The organism is Secundilactobacillus oryzae JCM 18671 (genome assembly GCF_000740055.1).
Lineage (GTDB): Bacteria > Bacillota > Bacilli > Lactobacillales > Lactobacillaceae > Secundilactobacillus > Secundilactobacillus oryzae.
In genome coordinates this window covers 1-18497 of sequence record NZ_BBJM01000031.1, presented here as the reverse complement: position 1 = coordinate 18497, position 18497 = coordinate 1, and the positions used below count along the sequence as shown (strand labels likewise).

Genomic DNA, 18497 nt, shown 5'->3' with positions numbered 1-18497 from the left:
TGAACCAAGCAAGAACCAAAAAAAGAGTAATTTCAAGGGCTGTTTAGCCTTTGAAATTACTCTATAAATTGTTCATCAACAGGATTTGACAAAGAGCCACTTTATTCACTAATTCATTATCTAACAATCATGACAGAAATCGGTGCATATTTGGCCATATAGGCGGCTTGGCTACCAAAATACTTTTTTACGCCTTCCTTGGAAAGTGAACCAATTACTAAAAGATCAGGGCTGACTGCTGGAATCACCTTTTTTACGATAGTCTCGCCAGGATCGCCTTCAGCAATGACGGTCTTAACCGTCTTAACACCGAAGTCCTCCGCCAGCTTGCGATAATCATTGAGGTGCGCTTCTAAATCCTCACGCTTACCATGAACGTAATCCTTGCTCAAAATTTGATAAACGCTCATCTCATCTGACTCCAGGATGGAACAAATATACAACTCTGCCTCGTCTTGTTTGGCTCGGTTCATTGCGTAACGAAAGGCAAGCTGCGCATCAGGTGAGTCATCAACTCCCACAAGAATTCTATGCACTTGTTTTGGATCAAATTCTGGCAAATTTGACATATCTCCAACCCCCGCTTCTTTTCGACTCTGTTGCTTATGTTCATATTATAACAGGTTGAGGCGAGAAAACACAAAAAAGCACACTTGAATCAGAATTATGTAATCGGATTCAAAAATTCTGTAAAATTATACTTATGAAATAAATATTTTTACAATTGTAATTTATTTGATAAATTCTGTAATATTTCGGATATTCAGCTTTAATTTATTCGAATAATAACGAAAATGAACTTATCTTTTCCTAATTCCAAACAAAAAGCCTGCGTATTCGTTAAAAATACGGAGGCTTTATTGTTACCGAGTTAAATGAGGATGTTCCCACCCGGACTCGAACCGGGATCAGCCGCTTAGGAGGCGGGTGCCCTATCCAGTTGTGCTATGGGAACAAAAAATGAATCCATCTAATATTTTCGCATGGATTCAAATTAAAGTAAAGGTGGACTTATTCCGCCCGATCGCGCCATTTCTTGCGCATTCCCTTGTTTTTCTGATGCTTCTTACGGTTCTTCTTATGTGCTGGTTTAACTGGCTCAGTCGCTGGACGCGTTCCATTCGCAACACGGGCCACTTTGGGACCAGCTACCGGATGCTCACCTTGAGAATCTGGCATAGCCGCTACCTCAGGTTGAACAGCCTTAGGCGCATCGGGAATTCGCTCAACTAGTGCCTTTTTGTGGTAATACTTACGTTCAAATTGATAATCTGTTTTTTCCATCATATGGCGGAAGTCCCGTAAGTCGTGGTCATCCCCCATGGAAATCACTTGTCCAGGTTCACCCATCCGGCCAGTCCGGCCAGCACGATGGACGTAAGTATTCACCGTTGAAGGTAAGTCATAGTTTACAACTGCTGGGAGCTTCGGAATATCCAAGCCTCGCGCCGCAACATCAGTTGTCAGCAATAACTTCACCCGACCCATTCGGAAATCCTTCAACGCCTTTTCCCGTTGCACCTGGCGCATATCACTCGTCAATTCAGCAAATGCCACATGTTCGTGTCGAAAACGACTTGCCACATACTTCAGGGTACTCATTTGATTGAAGAAAACGAGAGCTCTAAATTGTTCAATTGAGGCCAGCTTTTTTAGCGACTCAACTTCTTTTTTAGGTGAAACTTGGTATAGATCATGAGCGACCGTTCCTTGAGTCTTATCAGTTTGGCGAACATCGACAATTTCAACATCTTGACCAAACCACTTATTGAGCTCATGCAAAATAGGGGTCTCGGTTGCTGAGAAAAAGCCCAGTTGAACGTCAGCAGGTGCTTGGCTAACAATGCTACGCACCGTTTCTAGCGTGTCCCCTGTCAGCAAATCATCCGCTTCATCAATGATGATGGATTGCATCAAATGGAGCTTGAGCTTCCGTTCTTCAATCAAATTTAAAACTCGACCTGGCGTCCCAACGATAATTTCTGGACGCTTCTTGAGTTGTTCCATTTGGCGCTTCACGTTTGCGCCACCAGTCAAGGCTAAGACTTTCACGTCATATGACTTTGACCAATCACGAATCACACCAGTTGTTTGCATGGCGAGTTCTTGAGAAGGTGCGAGGATGAGAATCTGGCTACCATCTCCAGGAACCAATTGGCCCAACAATGGCATAATAAACGCCACCGTTTTACCAGATCCAGTAGGGGCTAGTCCTAAAACACTTTTGTGCTGGGACATTGGTTCAAAAACACCTTCTTGAATTGGTGTCAGTTCTGTATAGCCGCGTTTCTCAAATTGTTCTTTAAATTGTTCAATCATTCATTGTGCTCCGATCATTAGTCATCTGGAAATTCTAGTTTCCCAGATTGTCTCAAGTTAAATAGTAACTTATTTACGTTAACACTTAATTGGCGCCATTGGTCATATTTTTTCTGGTTATCTGCATCTTTTGGATTTTCTAGCACATCTGCAAAGTCATTTGCCTCATCAACCATGGGATTGCCGTCCGCTTTAATACCGAGTTGATGAACAGCGCCTTCACTATCATGGTACTGGATATCCGTTAACTCACCCGCATCATCAATCACAATTGTATCCTTCATGCCATATACTTCAGAACTACTAAATGAATTAGCAATCTTACCAAAGTTCAGGGTCACGTCAAATTCTGGATAACGGAGCATCGCAGTCCCCTTGCCATCTACTTGCGTCCCGATAAGTTGAGGATAATAGGCCGCATCCTCTGGCATACCGAATAGTGTCACTGCATCGTACACGGTGTAGACACCTAAGTCCTGTAAAGCACCACCCGCAAACTTCAAGCTGAAGATGTTTGGTGTTTCGCCTGCCAATACCGCATCATAACGTGAGGAGTACTTCATATATGTGAAACTGGCTCCCTGAATTCTCGTCATTTTGGCGACTTGCGCTTGAATCGCTTTAAAATTAGTCGAATGAATATTCCGAGCTGCCTCAAACAAGTGAACATCAGGATAATCTGCTAGTAGTGTCTGAATCTCTTGCATTTGCCGTTGATTAGTAAAAGCGGGCTTTTCAACAATAATCTGCTTATGGTTTTGAATCGCTAACTTAGCCTGCTCGAAGTGGAGACTGTTTGGTGATGCAATGTAGACAACGTCAAACGTGTCAGAAGCCATAAAAGCGTCAAGGTCATCAAACAATTGCGTTGCGCCATTCTTGTCACCAAACGCTTTCGCAGTTTCCAGTTTACGGGAATAAACACTAACGAGTTCGTAACGTTTCGTTTCCGCTGCTGCCTCAACAAATTGCTGCGTAATCCAGTTTGTTCCTATAATACCCAGTTTTAACATATTAAATGCCTCCAATGACTTTATTAACACCACTTATGATAACAGTTAATGAAAGCAAAGTGTATCTTTACCCGTGGCAATATTTCACGAATTCGTTTGCTTCTACTCCCCTCCTAAACATGTTATAGTGAAAGTACGCTGATTAGACGTTAAAGGGGGAGTGTGACCGTCATGAAAAGTAAAAATTCAGAGCTCGCGAGTGGACTATTCAGTCAACTCAAACGCAGAGTGTCTCGTAAACCACACCCAGTTAAACCACAGCATAAAGCCACTGAGGTTTCACCCCTATTTTATTCTGGCGTTTGGGTCTACGTTGACGAGCTTCACAATCGAAAACACCTATTAGAGGTCAGACCCGACTTAAGTATCGCTATTGATCACCAACCCTTGCAAGTACGCGTCAAGAGTATGACGAATGAAAAACTAATCTTCGTCGATAAGTTCGGTTACGAATTAGTACTTTCTGCTAACGATAAGCAACCTACCCATCTTTTTGACGAAGCTGATAATCAAGACTATCTCATTTTAATTAACGAACACTAAAAACGCTCAAGACCATTCAATGATCTTGAGCGTTTTGCTATTTCTTCATTTGATCGTACGTTAGCGTGAAGATTGATTCTTCTTCATCGTTCAAGTGAACTTCCCAATTACTCTCTTTGTCAGTCACACTCGGATCCATTTTCTTAATATAAGAAACCATGTCTTCGTTGATATAGACGACATCATTAGTTGCTGTCTTAACCTTCTTTAACATTTATTGTCCTCCTTGCTGGCTTAAGTTTCGAGAAATGGTTCGTTCTCTTTCTCAAGTTTAACAAAGACGGCGCTACTTTGACCATTTATGCGCTCAACACTAGTTAATTCGACAACTGATTGACATAAGTTTGCCACTGGCGCTTATTACCAGTGTACACACTCCGAGAAACGGTCTGACTACTGCCACTAAGTTTAATTTTAGCATCCGGATCGTACTCGACGAATGCGACCTGACTACCGTGACGTTTGAGTTCCCCGTTAGCAATCCAGCGTTGTTGTTTGGGGAGACTCCCCTTCACAAACTGGTTCCAGACAGAATTGCTGGTCCAAACAATAACTGGCCTCTGATAGTGTGTTTCAATTAAGTTAACTAATTTTTTTAGCTTTGCTTGTTGTGAGGCCACGTTAATGGTCTTCGCTGAGTAGTTGTCATAAAACGCAATTTGAATAGCAATTGGTAATTGTCCACCGTCAGTTTTGACCGCCTGCTTAAAGTTCATGTACTGACTCTGAGCCGAACTGGAAAAACTATACATATGATAAACACCAATTTTTAAATCGGTTCCTTGCGCTTGACCATAAAAATTCGCAAATCGGTCATCAATATAGCTTGCACCGGAGCTAGCCCGTAAATAAGTAAACTGAATCCCGGTCTTCTGGAGCGAATGAAAATCGATGTAGCCATCGTCCTGACTGAGTGAGACGCCTTTAACGGGATAATGACTAAGTTGCTGATTCTGTCGATCCTGGATAAACCACCAGCCAAGGGTCACGAGCAATACCAGGACAATAATGCCGCCAACAATCTTGCCACGGCGGAAGTTACGCTTTCGAAAAGTCGTTTCATAGATTGGTTCAACATTTTTACTCAAAGGCGAAATTCATCCCCCATCGTAGATTTTGACCTCTATTTTACCATTAATTGATTAATGGCGCGTTTTCTCGATAACATCGTGTACCGCTTGCATCGTCTCTTCCATATCATCCGAGATTCGAACAGCTGACATCATGAATAACGTATCCATAATGGTCATTTGCGCAACGAGTGAGTACATACCTTCAGAGCGATAGTTGACTTCTTCAGCAAGCGACAAGATGGTCACGTTTGCTTTCTTCGCCAGGGTTGAATTTGCAAAACTGGTGATGGCAATAATTGAAACGCCTCGTTCCATAAGCGTATCAACAAGTCGAAGCGTATCACGGTTTTCTCCGGAATGAGAAATCACGATAGCACAATCTTCCGGGTGCATTTTGGCAGCCTGCATCAACTGAATGTCGTAATCCGGATGACAAATACAATTGAGACTTGTCCGCAAGAATTTGTGATAGCCGTCCAATGCGACAATCGACGAAGCTCCCAACCCGAAGAAAGCCAATTGCTTGGATTTAATAATCCGTAAAACTGCGCGAGCCATTTCACTTTCTTTTAATGCAGCTTGCGTTGACTCCAAAGCGGTAATTTGTGAACGGAACGTTTTTTGCGCAATTGTATCCAAACTGTCCTGACGATCAATTTCCTTAAAAATCGATTGACCGGAAACGGAATTAGATTCTAATTGTGCTAATTCAACAGAGAATTCACGAAAGCTTTGATAACCAATCCGTTTGACAAATCGCGAGATAGAGGCCGTCGAGACATCGATTCTAGCGGCTAAACTTTTGATGGTTTCTCGTCCTGCCGTGCTGGGATTAGCCAATATATAGTCGGCGATTTTTTGATCCGTCTGACTAAGACTGGGATAATATGAACGAATACTCCCAAGTGTTGAATGCATTTTTGGTTCCCCCAATTCATGTGCCATTAATAACTTGTAAATATTTTACACTAAAACACTTGAAATGTGAAAAGTATTTTCATATAATGGTTGCGTTACTAAATTTATGCTAAGGGAGCGTTTTATATAATGAAACTTGGACTCGTTGGTTTAGGTAAAATGGGTTTGAACCTTGCTAAGAACGCAATGGATCACAACCACGAAATCGTTGGATTCGATTTAAACGAAGATAACGTTAAAGAAGCTGTAGCAGCCGGTGCAGAAGGTGCCTCAAGCTTAAGCGAAATGGTATCAAAATTACCATCACCAAAAATCGTTTGGGTAATGGTGCCAGCTGGCAAGCCAACTGACGCAACTATTGAAGAATTGAGCAACTTGTTAGGTGAAGGCGACATCTTAATCGATGGCGGTAACTCATTCTACAAGGACTCACTTCGTCACAACGAATTGTTAAAAGAAAAGCACATCGTATTCTTTGACTCAGGTACATCTGGTGGTATGGAAGGTGCACGTTCACACGGTAACTTCATGATTGGTGGCGATGACGAAGCTGCTTTCGAAACACTCCGTCCACTTTACGATGATATTTCTGAAGAAGATGGTTACCTTTACACTGGCCGTGCCGGTTCAGGTCACTACCTTAAGATGGTTCACAACGGTATCGAATATGGTGAAATGCAAGCTATCGCTGAAGGATTCGAAGTTCTTGAAGCTAGCCAATTCGAATACGACAACGAAGCAGTTGCTAAGGTTTGGAGTCACGGTTCAGTTATCCGTGGATGGCTCATGGAATTAGCTGAAGAAGCCTTCGCTAAGGATCCTAAGCTTTCAGAAATCGCCGGTCGTATGCATTCATCTGGTGAAGGTGCTTGGACCCTTGAAGAAGCCCTTAGCAACAAGGTTCCAACGCCAGTTATTGCCATGGCCTTAATGACTCGTTACCGTTCAATGCAAGATGACACATTCACTGGTAAAGTGGTTGCTGCTCTTCGTAACGGTTTCGGTGGTCACGCAATGGACAAAAGCAAATAATTAGCGACTGACCAGACCTTCTCTTATACGCAATACTTGAAAAGAGGTAAATCAATTGGATTACATGATCGGACTTGATATTGGTACAACCAGTGTCAAAACAGTTCTATATGATTTAGATGGTAAAGTATTGGGCTATTCCAATAACCTTTACCCACTCTATCAAGACCAACCTGACATGGCCGAAGAAGATCCAGAAGAGATCTTTGCCGGTGTTCTAGATGGCTTAACTGCTGTCCTAAGAAAAGCTGACTTGAAAAATGGTGCACTGAAAGGTGTTTCATTCTCTGCAGCCATGCACAGTTTGATTCTGTTAGATGAAAACCACAAACCACTCACAAGAGCTATTACTTGGGCGGACAACCGTGCCGTTAAGTATGCTGATGAATTACGTGAAAATGGTGTGGGTAAGCAACTTTACGAAAAGACAGGAACCCCTATTCACCCAATGACCCCACTTTCAAAACTTATTTGGTTGCGAAACGAAAAGCCTGACTTGTTCAAGCAAGCTAAATGCTTTATTGGGATCAAAGAATACGTTCTTTACAAACTTTTCGGTCAACTTAAGGAAGAATATTCTACTGCCAACGCAACTGGTTTGTTTAATATCTTCAAAATGGATTGGGATGACCAAGCCCTCGAAGTGGCTGGTATAACTCGCGATCAATTACCTGAATTAGTCGATACAACTGACAAGATGGTTGGTCTAAAAGATGAATATGCTCGTGTTATCGGTATCGATAAGGACGTGCCATTCATCATGGGTGCCACTGATGGTCCCCTTTCTAACCTTGGTGTTAACGCAATCGACCCTGGTGTCGTTGCTGTTACCATTGGTACTTCTGGTGCTGTTCGTGTTATCACAGACAAGCCAAGAATCGACCCTAAGGCGCGAGTATTCTGTTACTACCTCGCACCTAACAAATGGGTTGTTGGTGGACCAGTTAACAACGGTGGTATTGTCTTCCGTTGGGTCCGTGACCAACTCTTTGCACCAGAAAAGATTACTGCAGAACAAATGCAAGTTGATTCATATGATTTGTTAACTCAAATCGCCGAAAAGATTCCTGCAGGTTCTGATGGTTTAATCTTCCACCCTTACCTTGGTGGCGAACGTGCCCCAATTTGGGATGCTAATGCGCGTGGTTCATTCTTTGGTTTGACCAGAACGCATACACGTGCCCACATGGTACGTGCTTCCCTCGAAGGGATTGTTTACAACCTCTACACGGTTATGTTGGCACTCGAAGAAGTTGTCGGCAAGCCAAAGAGTATTCAAGCTACTGGTGGTTTTGCTCGTTCAGCCCTCTGGCGTCAAATGTTAGCGGACATCTTCGAACAAGACGTTACTATTCCAGAAAGTTTTGAAGGAACTGCCTTAGGTGCTGCCGTACTCGGTATGTACAGCTTGGGCTTAGTTGATGATCTTAGTGACGTGAAGAAGTTTGTCGGTGTGACAAATGTCCACCATCCAGACGAAAGCACGTTCCATGCTTACCGCTCATTGGTTCCAATTTATATCCGTCTCAGCCGTTTACTTCAGACTGAATACAAGAATATTGCGGACTACCAACGTGCAGAAGAACAAAAGCGACAAGATCAAGATAACTAACTGATTACATCGAGTTAATTGCCTTTCTCAAAAAAAGGCGTATATTTAAAGGTCATAAAGTAGGCAACTCAAGGGTTGCCTACCTTATAAATGCAAAATGAAAGGGCTTACTATATTATGGCTATTCTCGCACTTGTTATAGGTGTTATATTCCTATTACTTTTAATCATTAGATTCAAAATTAACACCTTCGTTTCTTTGGTTTTAACTTCTGTTTTAACCGCAATTCTTCTTGGCATGGATATGACCAAGATTGCAACGAGTATCCAAGATGGTATTGGAAGCCAATTAGGTGAACTATCACTCGTCTTTGGTTTCGGTGCCATGCTTGGACGTTTGGTTGCTGATGCCGGTGGTGCTCATACCATCGCCACAACATTGATTGACAAATTTGGACGTAAACATCTCCAATTTGCTATCATGCTTGCCTCATTCATTATTGGTATCGCTTTATTCTTCGAAGTTGGTATGGTTCTCTTGATCCCTATCGTCTTCGCCATCGCGGTTGAAGCCGGCGTTCCAATTCTTTACCTTGGAATTTCAATGGCTGCCGCACTATCTGTTACCCACGGATTCTTACCACCGCACCCAGCTCCAGTTGCTATCTCAGCTGTTTTGGGTGCCAACGTTGGTAAAGTGCTCCTCTTCGGTTTAATCGTAGCGATTCCTTCAGCTTACATCGCTGGTCCGCTATTTACGAAGTTAGCACAAAAATTTGCGCCATCAGCTTTCGAACAAAAAGGTAACCTGAGTTCTTTCGGTGAAATGAAAACGTTCACTAAAGAAGAAGCACCATCATTCGGAATGTCAGTTTTGACTTCCCTCTTCCCAGTTATCTTGATGGCCATCACAACGGTTTACCAATTAGGGGTTAATGGCGGTGTCACACCAAAGAACCCTAACACCCTTGATCAAATCATTTCATTGATTGGATCTCCAAGTATCGCAATGTTAATTTCATTAGTTTTCGCAATGTTCTCAATGGGTTGGATGCGTAAGCGTTCAACTGGCGACATCATGGCAACTATGGAAAGTGCCGTTAAATCCATCGCAATGCTACTATTAGTTATTGGTGGTGGTGGTGCCTTCAAGCAAGTGTTGATCGACGGTGGTGTCGGTGACGCTGTTGCTAAGATATTCCAAGGCTCATCAATTTCACCATTGATTCTTGGTTGGATTGTCGCTGTTGTGCTCCGTGTGGCTTTAGGTTCAGCTACCGTTGCTTCATTAACTGCTGCTGGTATCGTCTTACCATTGATGAGCCAAGCAGGTGTTGATCCAGCTTTAATGGTACTTGCCATCGGTGCCGGTTCACTTGCCGCATCTCACGTTAACGATGCCGGTTTCTGGATGTTCCGCGAGTACTTCGATTTGACTATCAAACAAACATTGTCAATTTGGACAGTGCTAGAAACGGTTGTTTCTATCGTCGGTATCCTTGTCGTTATGATTTTGAACCTATTCTTCCACTAAACTGAATTAAGTTCTAAGAGGCCACTGAGAGGTCTCTTTTTTTTGCCCCTATTTACCACCGAAATCGGCAGAGAGGTCAATTCCCACGGCTTATTTAGTGCGGTGTCTTTTAGGATTATGGTATACTGAGTAAGCTGAAATTCAGGAAAAGGAGTCACGTCATGAAAGAGACTCATTTAAAACGAGAAATTGGATTCTTTACTGCATTTTCAACCGTCATGGGTACCGTCATTGGTGGGGGCGTCTTCTTTAAGGTAGCTAGCGTCGTCGCTGCCAACTACTCCGCCAGCATGACCATCATCGCCTGGCTACTGGGTGGTCTGCTAACGCTCTGTGCCGGCTTGACCAGTGCCGAAATTGCAGCAGCACTTCCCCATACGGGTGGTGCCATTAAATACGTTGAATATACATACGGTAAACTACCGGCCTTTTTAATGGGCTGGGCACAGATTTTAGTTTACTATCCCGCTAATATCGCGGCGTTATCCATTATTTTTTCGACCCAAGTGCTCAACCTATTTCATTTGGAAACGATGTGGCACGTTCCCATCGCGATTGCCTGTGGCCTGAGCTTAACCTTGATTAACTTCTTAGGTGCTCGAGTTGGTGGAAGCCTCCAATCCATCACCTTAATTTTCAAACTCATCCCCATCGCTTTAATCATTCTTTTCGGTCTATTTACTCCCGGACAAGTCGACGTTTCCTGGTGGCCAGTTTCAACCGGTCACAACATCGGTTTCTGGACTGCGTTTGGTGGCGGACTGCTTGCAACAATGTTTGCCTACGATGGCTGGATTAATATTGGAACGGTTGCGGGTGAACTAAAGAATCCCGAAAAAGATCTACCTAAGGCTATCGTTTTAGGATTACTACTGATTACGGTTGTTTACGCCTTAATTAACTTTGTGTTCTTGAAGACGATTCCTGTTGACCAAATAGCTGGCAACCAAAATACGGCCTCTGAGACCGCCTTAGCGCTATTCGGACAGTATGGTGGTAAGCTAGTTACAATTGGGATTCTGATCTCCGTATACGGCGCAATTAACGGTTATACGCTAACTGGAATGCGAGTACCATTCGCAATGGCAGAAGAAAATTCATTGCCGTTTAGTCAGCATTTCAAAAAGCTTTCCTCACGGACCTATGTCCCCTACTTTGCCGGAATGGTGCAATTAGGGATTGCCATTATTATGATGTGTTTAGGTTCATTTGATCTACTGACCGACATGCTGGTGTTCGTCATGTGGATTTTCAACGTTCTCATCTTCATTGCCATCTTTATCCTGAGAAAGCGTGAACCTGCCTTACGACGTCCCTATCGAGTACCCTGGTATCCAGTGGTTCCCGTCATCGCAATTGTCGGTGGGGCTTTCATCTTAATTCTCACTCTCCTGACCCAACCGGGACTCGCCATGGTGGGTCTGCTACTCACAGGCGCAGGAATCCCCGTGTACTTTTATAAGCAGAAATAAAACAAGGAACTCTGACATCGTCAGGGTTCCTTGTTTATTTTGTGCTCTTTAAAGTCCCATTGCTGGAAATAGTTTGCGAATCAGTTCACGCGGCTGATACTTTTCGATATCTGTCAGTAAAACGACCTGCGTAATACTATCATAGGTTAGCATTAACATGTCGCCGCCGAGTTCATCCTTAATCTGAAAGTACTGGATACCATATTGAATGGCTAACAAGATAACTTCCTGAGTTTTAGCCGTCAATCGTGACATGCCAGGTAGTAATTGACGCGAGCCTAGTCGCTCCGCTAGCCAGCGGGTCGCCACTTCCAGGGCAAATTCAGAAATCTTTTGTTCACCAGCTCGACTACTCAGCATCACGGCGGGCGTTAATTCGGGATGTGTCATTTCTTCTAGAAAATCATCTAAAACCTCTGCCTGTTCAACGTGGGCGTTTAAGTCATTGGCCATCGTCTTCACATCATTTAAAACGGCGACGCCTTCATCCTCAAAAGCAGTGTGAGTTTCGGGAGCCTCCATGGCGACCTGCTGGTTCTTCAAAATTCCTTCACGAAGGACCGTTTCCAGATTGTCTGGTGATTCCGGCGTGACCAACAGGTAAATCATAAACAATTTTATGAAGTAAAGCGCGTGGCGACTGACGCCGTTTGGATGAAAGGGGGTGTTATCTAGTACTTTAAGTTCGAGATAACGAACCCCCATTGCCTTAAGTCGATCTGGCTGTGTTTCCCCGCGAAAACGAATCGGCGCTTCAAACCCCGAAACACCCTTACTCTGTCCTTCAGCAATCAACCGATTTAAAAAGGCAATATGCTTGTCGAAGGTCAGGTAATGCTGTTCGAGCCCAGAAGTTCGCTGCAAGCCAATTTCTAAGGCACGCGTACTGCGATAATTCTTGGTTCCCGTGGGACTACTGCCAAATAGATACGTCAATAGCCACTGGTAGCGGATAAAGTTATGAACCAGATGCATATATAAAGCATTTTTAAACTGACTGACCGTTTCAAAATCGTCGGTATAATGACTAAACAACCGATTAATCACCGGATCCGGAATACTGTAGTTAACGTGAGTTCCGGTAGTCGATGCATCTTTTGCTGGTTCTGGTGAAGTACTTAGCGGCCAAATTCGGTCACCACTCTCAAGGGTTCGGTAAAGGGCGGTTTGAAGTGTGTCTAACTGATCCAAAACGCCACCAATATTCGGATTAGGATCTGTCACGACCTTAAACTTGGTTCCCGTTTTATCCACCTTTAGGTATGGATGAGAAGGATTTAATGCTAAACGATCCGGAACCACCTTGGTACTTAGTCGGCCAAATTGATCGACTCGGCGTTCCTGAACCTCAATCCCAATTAGACTATGAAAAAGCTGCTCCGCAACCTCTTCTTTTTTGATAATTTGCTGTAAATTTTCAAACATACCAATCCCCCGCTTTACTGTCCTTGATTTTATTATACCCAATTCACAATCAATAAACAGTGAAGCAGTACCACTATTTGATAATTTCTTTAATTAAAGTTGATGCAGTGGCAGAGTCGGAAATCTTGATGTTTTGGTAAATGCGATCCTTGATAGCTTCGATATCCTCTGTATCACTGTAAATGGTCATCAATGAATCGCCTTCACTCACGGAATCGCCAATCTTCTTGTGCAGCACAATTCCCACGGCGTAATCTAGTTTATCATCAGCTTTTTGACGGCCACCACCGAGGAGCATACTAGCAATACCGATTTCGTCGGCTTCAATCTCAGCAACCACGCCACTTTGCTTAGCAGGAAGTTCAATCTGGTATTTAGCTTGAGGCATAATTTCAGGATGATCCACAACGCTGCCATCCCCGCCTTGGGCAACCACCATTTCACGGAACTTCTCTAATGCGGAGCCATCAGTAATAGTGCCCTCTAGCTTGGTACGCGCTTCTTCCAATGAATCAGCTTTTCCAGCCAGAACAACCATATGGCTACCAAGCGTCAAGACCAAATCAAGCAAATCTGCAGGCCCATTGCCCTTCAACAAGTCGATTGATTCCTTAATTTCCAAGGCGTTACCAATTGCATCGCCTAAGGGTTGGTTCATGTCAGAAATCAAGGCCATGCAATCCATGCCTACGCCTTGACCAATCTTTACCAGAGCCTTAGCTAATGCTCTGGAGTCGTCTAACGTCTTCATGAAGGCCCCAGCGCCCGTTTTAACGTCAATCACTAAGGCATCGGTCCCCGAAGCAATCTTCTTTGACATGATTGAACTGGCAATCAATGGAATAGAGTCCACCGTTGCGGTGACGTCTCGTAAGGCGTAAATCTTTTTATCTGCTGGGGCAATGTTGCCCGTCGCACCGATAATTGCCAATCTTTGGTTTTGAACTTGTTTCTTAAAATCAGCCTCGCTAATTTCAACTTGATATCCTGGAATCGCTTCCAATTTATCGAGTGTGCCACCGGTATGACCGAGACCACGTCCAGAGATCATTGGTACCGGGATATCCAAGGCGGCAACTAATGCCGCTAATGGAATACTCGTTTTGTCACCAACGCCACCAGTGGAGTGCTTGTCGACTTTGGTGCCATCAATTGATGACAAGTCCAAATGATCGCCAGAACGCATCATATCCATCGTCAATTGGGTTTGTTCACTGTCAGTCATACCGTTAAAGTAAATGGCCATTAATAAGGCACTCGTTTGGTAATCAGGAATTTCTCCCGAAACCACACCGTCTACGAAAAATTGAATTTCTTCATCTGTTAACTTACGACCTAATTTCTTTGATTCAATAATGTCCAACATTCTCATGTTCTTCACCTCATAGTTAAATTAGTATTCTAAAAGTTTTTGTGCAGCATGTTGATCGATGATTAAGCAATTCGGATAATTTCCCTCTAAGGCAGCGTGGGTGGACTCAACCTTTTCGTCCCCGTTGACCACCAAAATCGAGTGTTCCTTTGACTTCAAGTTTTCCAATGGAATGGCAATCGTTCGTGAGTTAATTTCCGGATCCACGATATTACCATTGGCGTCAATAAATCGAGAGAACAAGTCTCCAACAGCATTCTTCTGAATTCGAGCAATTTCCTCGTCTGTCAGATAACCAAGCTGAAAAATGAGCGCAGTGTCTCGCACCGTTCCGACAGAATAAATCGCAATGTTCGCTCTGGCGGATAAATCAATCACTTGTTGAATATGGCGCTCTTTTTCCACGAGTTGCTTGGTTTGCAGATTATCAAAAATAACCGGTAAAGGCAGGTATTGTGGATACGTTTGGAAGGCGTGCGCAAATGCGTTAATCGCATCAAACGCATAAGTCGGTTGTTCAGAGTAGCTGACGCCACCTTTCATTTGGACCACGGTCACGCCTGGTAACGCAACCTCTGATAGATGGGTGCCGACTTCGAAAATGGTGCGCCCCCACCCAATCCCGATAATATCTTGGGGCTTGGCAATTTCTTCAATGTACTGTGCTGCCGCTTGACCGACCGCACTTAACCGTTCCTTCATCACGAGGCCTTGCGTTGGCACCACATGGACCTCCAGCCCGTATTTCTTTTTCAGTTTCTTGGCCAATGTGGATACGTCCATTAGCAGATCGTTGATTTGAATTTTGACGATCCCATTCTCCCTAGCAAATTGCAGTAAGCGCGAGACGGTTGGTCGAGAAATCGACAGTGCTGCCGCAATTTCACTTTGACTCAAGTTTTGTTCGTAATATAGCTTTGCCACTTGCAGGCCATGTTCGAATCTCGCTTGTTTTGATTCACTCAATGAGCTTTCCCCTTTTCCAATTTCATCATCTCGTTGAAACGACCAATTTCCAATAAAGAGGATGGCCACTCCCCCATGCCTCATCCTCTTTATTGGAAATGTTTAACCGTTAACGGCGGTCTCCAAGGCCACCTTAATCATGTCGTCAAACGACTTTTCACGTTCTTCAGCTGTAGTTTCCTCACCAGTTACCAAGTGGTTACTGATGGTCAAAACGGCTAAAGCACGCACATGATATTTGGCTGCCAATAAGTAAAGAGCGGCAGCTTCCATTTCAGTTGCAGCAACGCCATATTGAACGAGTTTTTCGCGATCCATTTCGTCGTTATAAAACCGGTCCTCGGATAACACGTTACCAACCCGAACTGGAATGTCCAAGTCCTGAGCAGCATGGTAAGCCGTGTCCAGCAAGCCGAAGTCTGCAATCGGGGCGAAGTAGATGCCACCACCAAACGTGTTATGAATGATGGATGAATCCGTCGTTGCACCTTGTGCCAGAATGACATCCCGGACGTGAACATCCGGACTCATTCCGCCTGATGAACCAACTCGGAATAAGGTCTTTACCCCATATTCCGTAATTAATTCGTTAGTGTAAATCGAAATTGATGGAATCCCCATACCAGTTCCTTGAACTGAAATGCGTTTTCCCTTGTAAGTCCCAGTGTAGCCAAATGCGTTCCGAACGGTATTATAGCGTACCGGATTTTCTAGAAACGTTTCCGCAATATACTTAGCTCGGAGTGGATCTCCTGGCAGTAAGACAGTATCTGCAATATCACCCTTTTTTGCTTCTAAATGTTCACTCATGTCGATTCCTCCTATTGGTTTACTTCAATTCACTCAAGAAACTCTCACCAACACCATTACCAGTGACGTCAAAGTTTTCTAAGACCGTTGCACCAAAATCTGCAAATGGTGAGCGCGTACCCAAGCTGCCGGAAGTCGTCATACTTGGTGAGTAAGCCAATAGTGGTACCTGCTCACGTGTGTGGTCAGATCCTTTGAAACCTGGATCATTTCCATGATCGGCCGTGATGAGTAACAGGTCATCGGGCTTCATTTGATCTAAGACAGTGCCAAGGCGCTTATCAAAGTCCATTAATGCTTGACCAAAGCCTTCTGGATTTCTCCGGTGACCATACATTGCGTCAAAATCAACAAGGTTAATGAAACAAAAGCCCGTAAAGTCTTCTGCCATGACATGATCCACATGATCCATGCCATCCATGTTGCTTTCATTATGATAGCCCTCGTCAATACCATGACCTGAGAAGATATCATTAATTTTGCCAATACCAATGGTGTGGACACCCGCTTCTTGCAAGTAGTCAATATCTGTCTTCCCCGTTGGTTCCAACGTGAAATCATGACGATTTGCCGTCCGCGTAAAGTGATCCTTATCTGGTCCAACATATGGACGGGCGATAATTCGACCCACCGTATATTCTGGGCCATTAACCAAGGTCCTGGTGTACTCACAAATTTTGTAGAGTTCATCAAGTGGAATAATATCTTCATGTGCTGCAATTTGAATCACGGAATCACCTGATGTGTAAACAATCAGATCGCCCGTCTTCATTTGTTGTTCTCCTAATTCGGCAATAATCTTCGTTCCGGATTCGGGACAATTACCGATAATTTTTCGACCAGAAAAAGCAGAGATTTTATCTAAAATCTCCTTTGGAAAGCCATTTGGAAATGTATTTAGCGCATGCTTAACTGGTAAGCCCATCATTTCCCAGTGGCCATCCATACTGTCTTTTCCAGCAGAAGTCTCTCTCATTTTGCCATAATAACCAATCGGTGTCTCGACAGCTGGAACGCCTTCAATCGGTGTCTCTCGAAGATTCGAGATTCCCATCTTTTGAAGATTAGGAATCTGTAGCTTTCCCGCAAAATGCTCCCCAATATGACCTAATGTGTCTGAACCCACATCATCAAATTTTTCGGCATCAGGTGCCGCACCCGTTCCAACTGAGTCTAAAACAAGACCAAAAACCCGTTTGTACTTCATGACAAAACATCCCTTCTGGTAGTGTGATTTAGTAACCTTGTGAGTCGTCCTTTGCGCCCGTCAAGATAGCCACTGTTGCGCTAACGCCTAAACGAGTTGCCCCGGCTTCGATCATTTCGATGGCTTCATCATAAGAGTGAACACCGCCTGAGGCTTTAACGCCAAAATCTGGTCCAACCGTTTCACGCATTAACTTAACATCTTCTAATTTAGCACCAGAAGTTGAGAAGCCTGTTGAGGTTTTAACGAAATCTGCATCACCTTTAACTGTCAATTCACTTGCAAGCTTGATTTCATCCTTGTTCAGCAAGGCCGTTTCGATGATGACCTTTAAAATTTTATTCTTAGCGTGAGTTGCATCGGCAACTGCTTTAATATCAGCGACAACGACATCGGTATTTCCACCACGGAGTTCACCAATATTGATCACCATGTCGATTTCTTCGGCACCGGCTTCTAAAGCATCGATGGTTTCAGCAACCTTAGCTTTAGTGGACATTGCACCTAGAGGGAAGCCAATAACGGCAATTGGGTTCACAGTTGTGCCCTTCAATTGTTCCTTAACAAATGGAATCCAGTATGAGTTAACACAAACGGATGCGGTGTTAAACTTAGCTGCTTCCTCACAGGTTTTTTGAATATCTGCCTTCGTTGCTTCAGGTTTTAAATTAGTGTGATCGATGTACTTTGCTAGTTCTGCCATTGATAGTTTCATGATAAATGTAACCCCTTTCATATTTACTGCTATAGTGTACGATATTTTTGAACATGTGTAAACCGTTACAGTGAACTTTTGTTCATAAAATGGCAGATTGCAAGAAATAACTTGAACAAATTTAGTAACGCAGATCACGCAAAAAGATCTCAATCGGTGTTCGCCAATTTAAACATTTGAGTGGTCGGGAATTCAAATACCAGTTAATTTGAATCAATTCATCATCGGTAATCTCATCAATCGGTTGACCTTTGGGAATGAAGCGGCGTAGTACTCGGTTGCAATTTTCATTACTACCTCGTTCATGTGGCGAATAAGCGTGCGCAAAGTACAGCGGAACACCAGTCTGTTCTTCAATCAAATTGTAGTTGGCGAATTCTTTCCCATGGTCAACAGTAAGGGTCTTGAGATTATCTCCTAACTGGTTAGCCAATTCTAAAATAGCCTTGGTTGAAGTGAACCCACAAGTTTGGACAACTAAATTAAGCTACTAACTGATTGGCAAGTTCTCGGTATTGTACTGGTGACTTGCCTTTTAGCTTGGTCC

Annotated in this window: 17 protein-coding genes, 1 tRNA gene and 1 pseudogene; 5 read left to right on the top strand and 14 right to left on the bottom strand. The window is 43.6% G+C overall.

The features are described 5' to 3' along the window. Window positions 1–116: 116 nt before the first annotated feature. The 4 genes from LOSG293_RS07975 to LOSG293_RS07960 all read right to left on the bottom strand — a co-directional run bounded on the left by LOSG293_RS07975 (window position 117) and on the right by LOSG293_RS07960 (window position 3332). Window positions 117–569 (bottom strand): universal stress protein, encoded by a 453-nt coding sequence (locus LOSG293_RS07975; RefSeq protein ID WP_051907265.1) that lies wholly within the window; start codon window positions 567–569, stop codon window positions 117–119. A gap of 313 nt (window positions 570–882) precedes the next feature. Next, window positions 883–955 (bottom strand) — tRNA-Arg (locus tag LOSG293_RS07970). Window positions 956–1011: 56 nt separating this feature from the next. Then, on the bottom strand, window positions 1012–2319 hold the full coding sequence (locus tag LOSG293_RS07965; protein ID WP_034529075.1) for a DEAD/DEAH box helicase: 1308 nt from the start codon (window positions 2317–2319) through the stop codon (window positions 1012–1014). Between the two features lie 17 nt (window positions 2320–2336). Continuing rightward, window positions 2337–3332, bottom strand: coding sequence for a Gfo/Idh/MocA family protein (locus tag LOSG293_RS07960; protein ID WP_034529073.1), 996 nt, complete (start codon window positions 3330–3332; stop codon window positions 2337–2339). A gap of 171 nt (window positions 3333–3503) precedes the next feature. Here LOSG293_RS07960 and LOSG293_RS07955 point away from each other — a divergent pair, with 171 nt between their 5' ends. Continuing rightward, window positions 3504–3875, top strand: coding sequence for a DUF4828 domain-containing protein (locus LOSG293_RS07955; RefSeq protein ID WP_051907264.1), 372 nt, complete (start codon window positions 3504–3506; stop codon window positions 3873–3875). A gap of 37 nt (window positions 3876–3912) precedes the next feature. On the opposite strand, the gene LOSG293_RS09990 is transcribed toward LOSG293_RS07955, so the two are convergent. The 3 genes from LOSG293_RS09990 to LOSG293_RS07945 all read right to left on the bottom strand — a co-directional run bounded on the left by LOSG293_RS09990 (window position 3913) and on the right by LOSG293_RS07945 (window position 5866). After that, window positions 3913–4089, bottom strand: a complete 177-nt coding sequence (locus LOSG293_RS09990; RefSeq protein ID WP_160171717.1) for a hypothetical protein — start codon at window positions 4087–4089, stop codon at window positions 3913–3915. A 103-nt stretch (window positions 4090–4192) separates the two neighbouring features. Further along, the gene (locus LOSG293_RS07950) at window positions 4193–4963 is read right to left on the bottom strand and encodes a GH25 family lysozyme (protein ID WP_034529071.1); all 771 of its coding nucleotides are present in this window, start codon (window positions 4961–4963) and stop codon (window positions 4193–4195) included. A gap of 54 nt (window positions 4964–5017) precedes the next feature. Continuing rightward, window positions 5018–5866 carry a MurR/RpiR family transcriptional regulator gene (locus LOSG293_RS07945; RefSeq protein ID WP_034529069.1) on the bottom strand — a complete coding sequence of 283 codons (849 nt, stop codon included), beginning with the start codon at window positions 5864–5866 and terminating at the stop codon, window positions 5018–5020. Between the two features lie 129 nt (window positions 5867–5995). On the opposite strand from LOSG293_RS07945, the gene gnd reads away from it, so the two are divergent. From gnd to LOSG293_RS07925, 4 genes are all read left to right on the top strand, one after another. After that, on the top strand, window positions 5996–6898 hold the full coding sequence (gnd, locus tag LOSG293_RS07940) for a phosphogluconate dehydrogenase (NAD(+)-dependent, decarboxylating) (protein ID WP_034529066.1): 903 nt from the start codon (window positions 5996–5998) through the stop codon (window positions 6896–6898). A gap of 55 nt (window positions 6899–6953) precedes the next feature. After that, entirely contained in the window at window positions 6954–8510 is a 1557-nt protein-coding gene (gntK, locus tag LOSG293_RS07935) for a gluconokinase (protein WP_034529064.1), read from the top strand. Between the two features lie 117 nt (window positions 8511–8627). Further along, window positions 8628–9983, top strand: a complete 1356-nt coding sequence (locus tag LOSG293_RS07930) for a gluconate:H+ symporter (protein ID WP_034529062.1) — start codon at window positions 8628–8630, stop codon at window positions 9981–9983. A 161-nt stretch (window positions 9984–10144) separates the two neighbouring features. Beyond that, complete coding sequence (locus tag LOSG293_RS07925; protein WP_034529060.1) at window positions 10145–11455, top strand: APC family permease; 1311 nt, start codon at window positions 10145–10147, stop codon at window positions 11453–11455. Between the two features lie 48 nt (window positions 11456–11503). Here LOSG293_RS07925 and LOSG293_RS07920 read toward each other — a convergent pair whose 3' ends face one another. From LOSG293_RS07920 to LOSG293_RS07890, 7 genes and pseudogenes are all read right to left on the bottom strand, one after another. Next, complete coding sequence (locus tag LOSG293_RS07920; protein ID WP_034529058.1) at window positions 11504–12880, bottom strand: hypothetical protein; 1377 nt, start codon at window positions 12878–12880, stop codon at window positions 11504–11506. Window positions 12881–12953: 73 nt separating this feature from the next. Then, window positions 12954–14252, bottom strand: a complete 1299-nt coding sequence (locus LOSG293_RS07915) for a pyrimidine-nucleoside phosphorylase (RefSeq protein ID WP_034529056.1) — start codon at window positions 14250–14252, stop codon at window positions 12954–12956. 21 nt (window positions 14253–14273) lie between these two features. Continuing rightward, window positions 14274–15218: a sugar-binding transcriptional regulator gene (locus LOSG293_RS07910; RefSeq protein ID WP_034529076.1), complete on the bottom strand. Its 945-nt coding sequence runs from the start codon at window positions 15216–15218 to the stop codon at window positions 14274–14276. 102 nt (window positions 15219–15320) lie between these two features. Continuing rightward, entirely contained in the window at window positions 15321–16028 is a 708-nt protein-coding gene (deoD, locus tag LOSG293_RS07905; RefSeq protein WP_034529054.1) for a purine-nucleoside phosphorylase, read from the bottom strand. Between the two features lie 19 nt (window positions 16029–16047). Next, window positions 16048–17235, bottom strand: a complete 1188-nt coding sequence (locus LOSG293_RS07900) for a phosphopentomutase (protein ID WP_034529052.1) — start codon at window positions 17233–17235, stop codon at window positions 16048–16050. Window positions 17236–17263: 28 nt separating this feature from the next. Next, window positions 17264–17950 (bottom strand): deoxyribose-phosphate aldolase, encoded by a 687-nt coding sequence (gene deoC, locus LOSG293_RS07895; RefSeq protein WP_034529049.1) that lies wholly within the window; start codon window positions 17948–17950, stop codon window positions 17264–17266. A 121-nt stretch (window positions 17951–18071) separates the two neighbouring features. Continuing rightward, window positions 18072–18401 (bottom strand): annotated as a pseudogene (locus LOSG293_RS07890) (IS30 family transposase); the annotation flags it as partial. Between the last annotated feature and the right edge of the window lie 96 nt (window positions 18402–18497).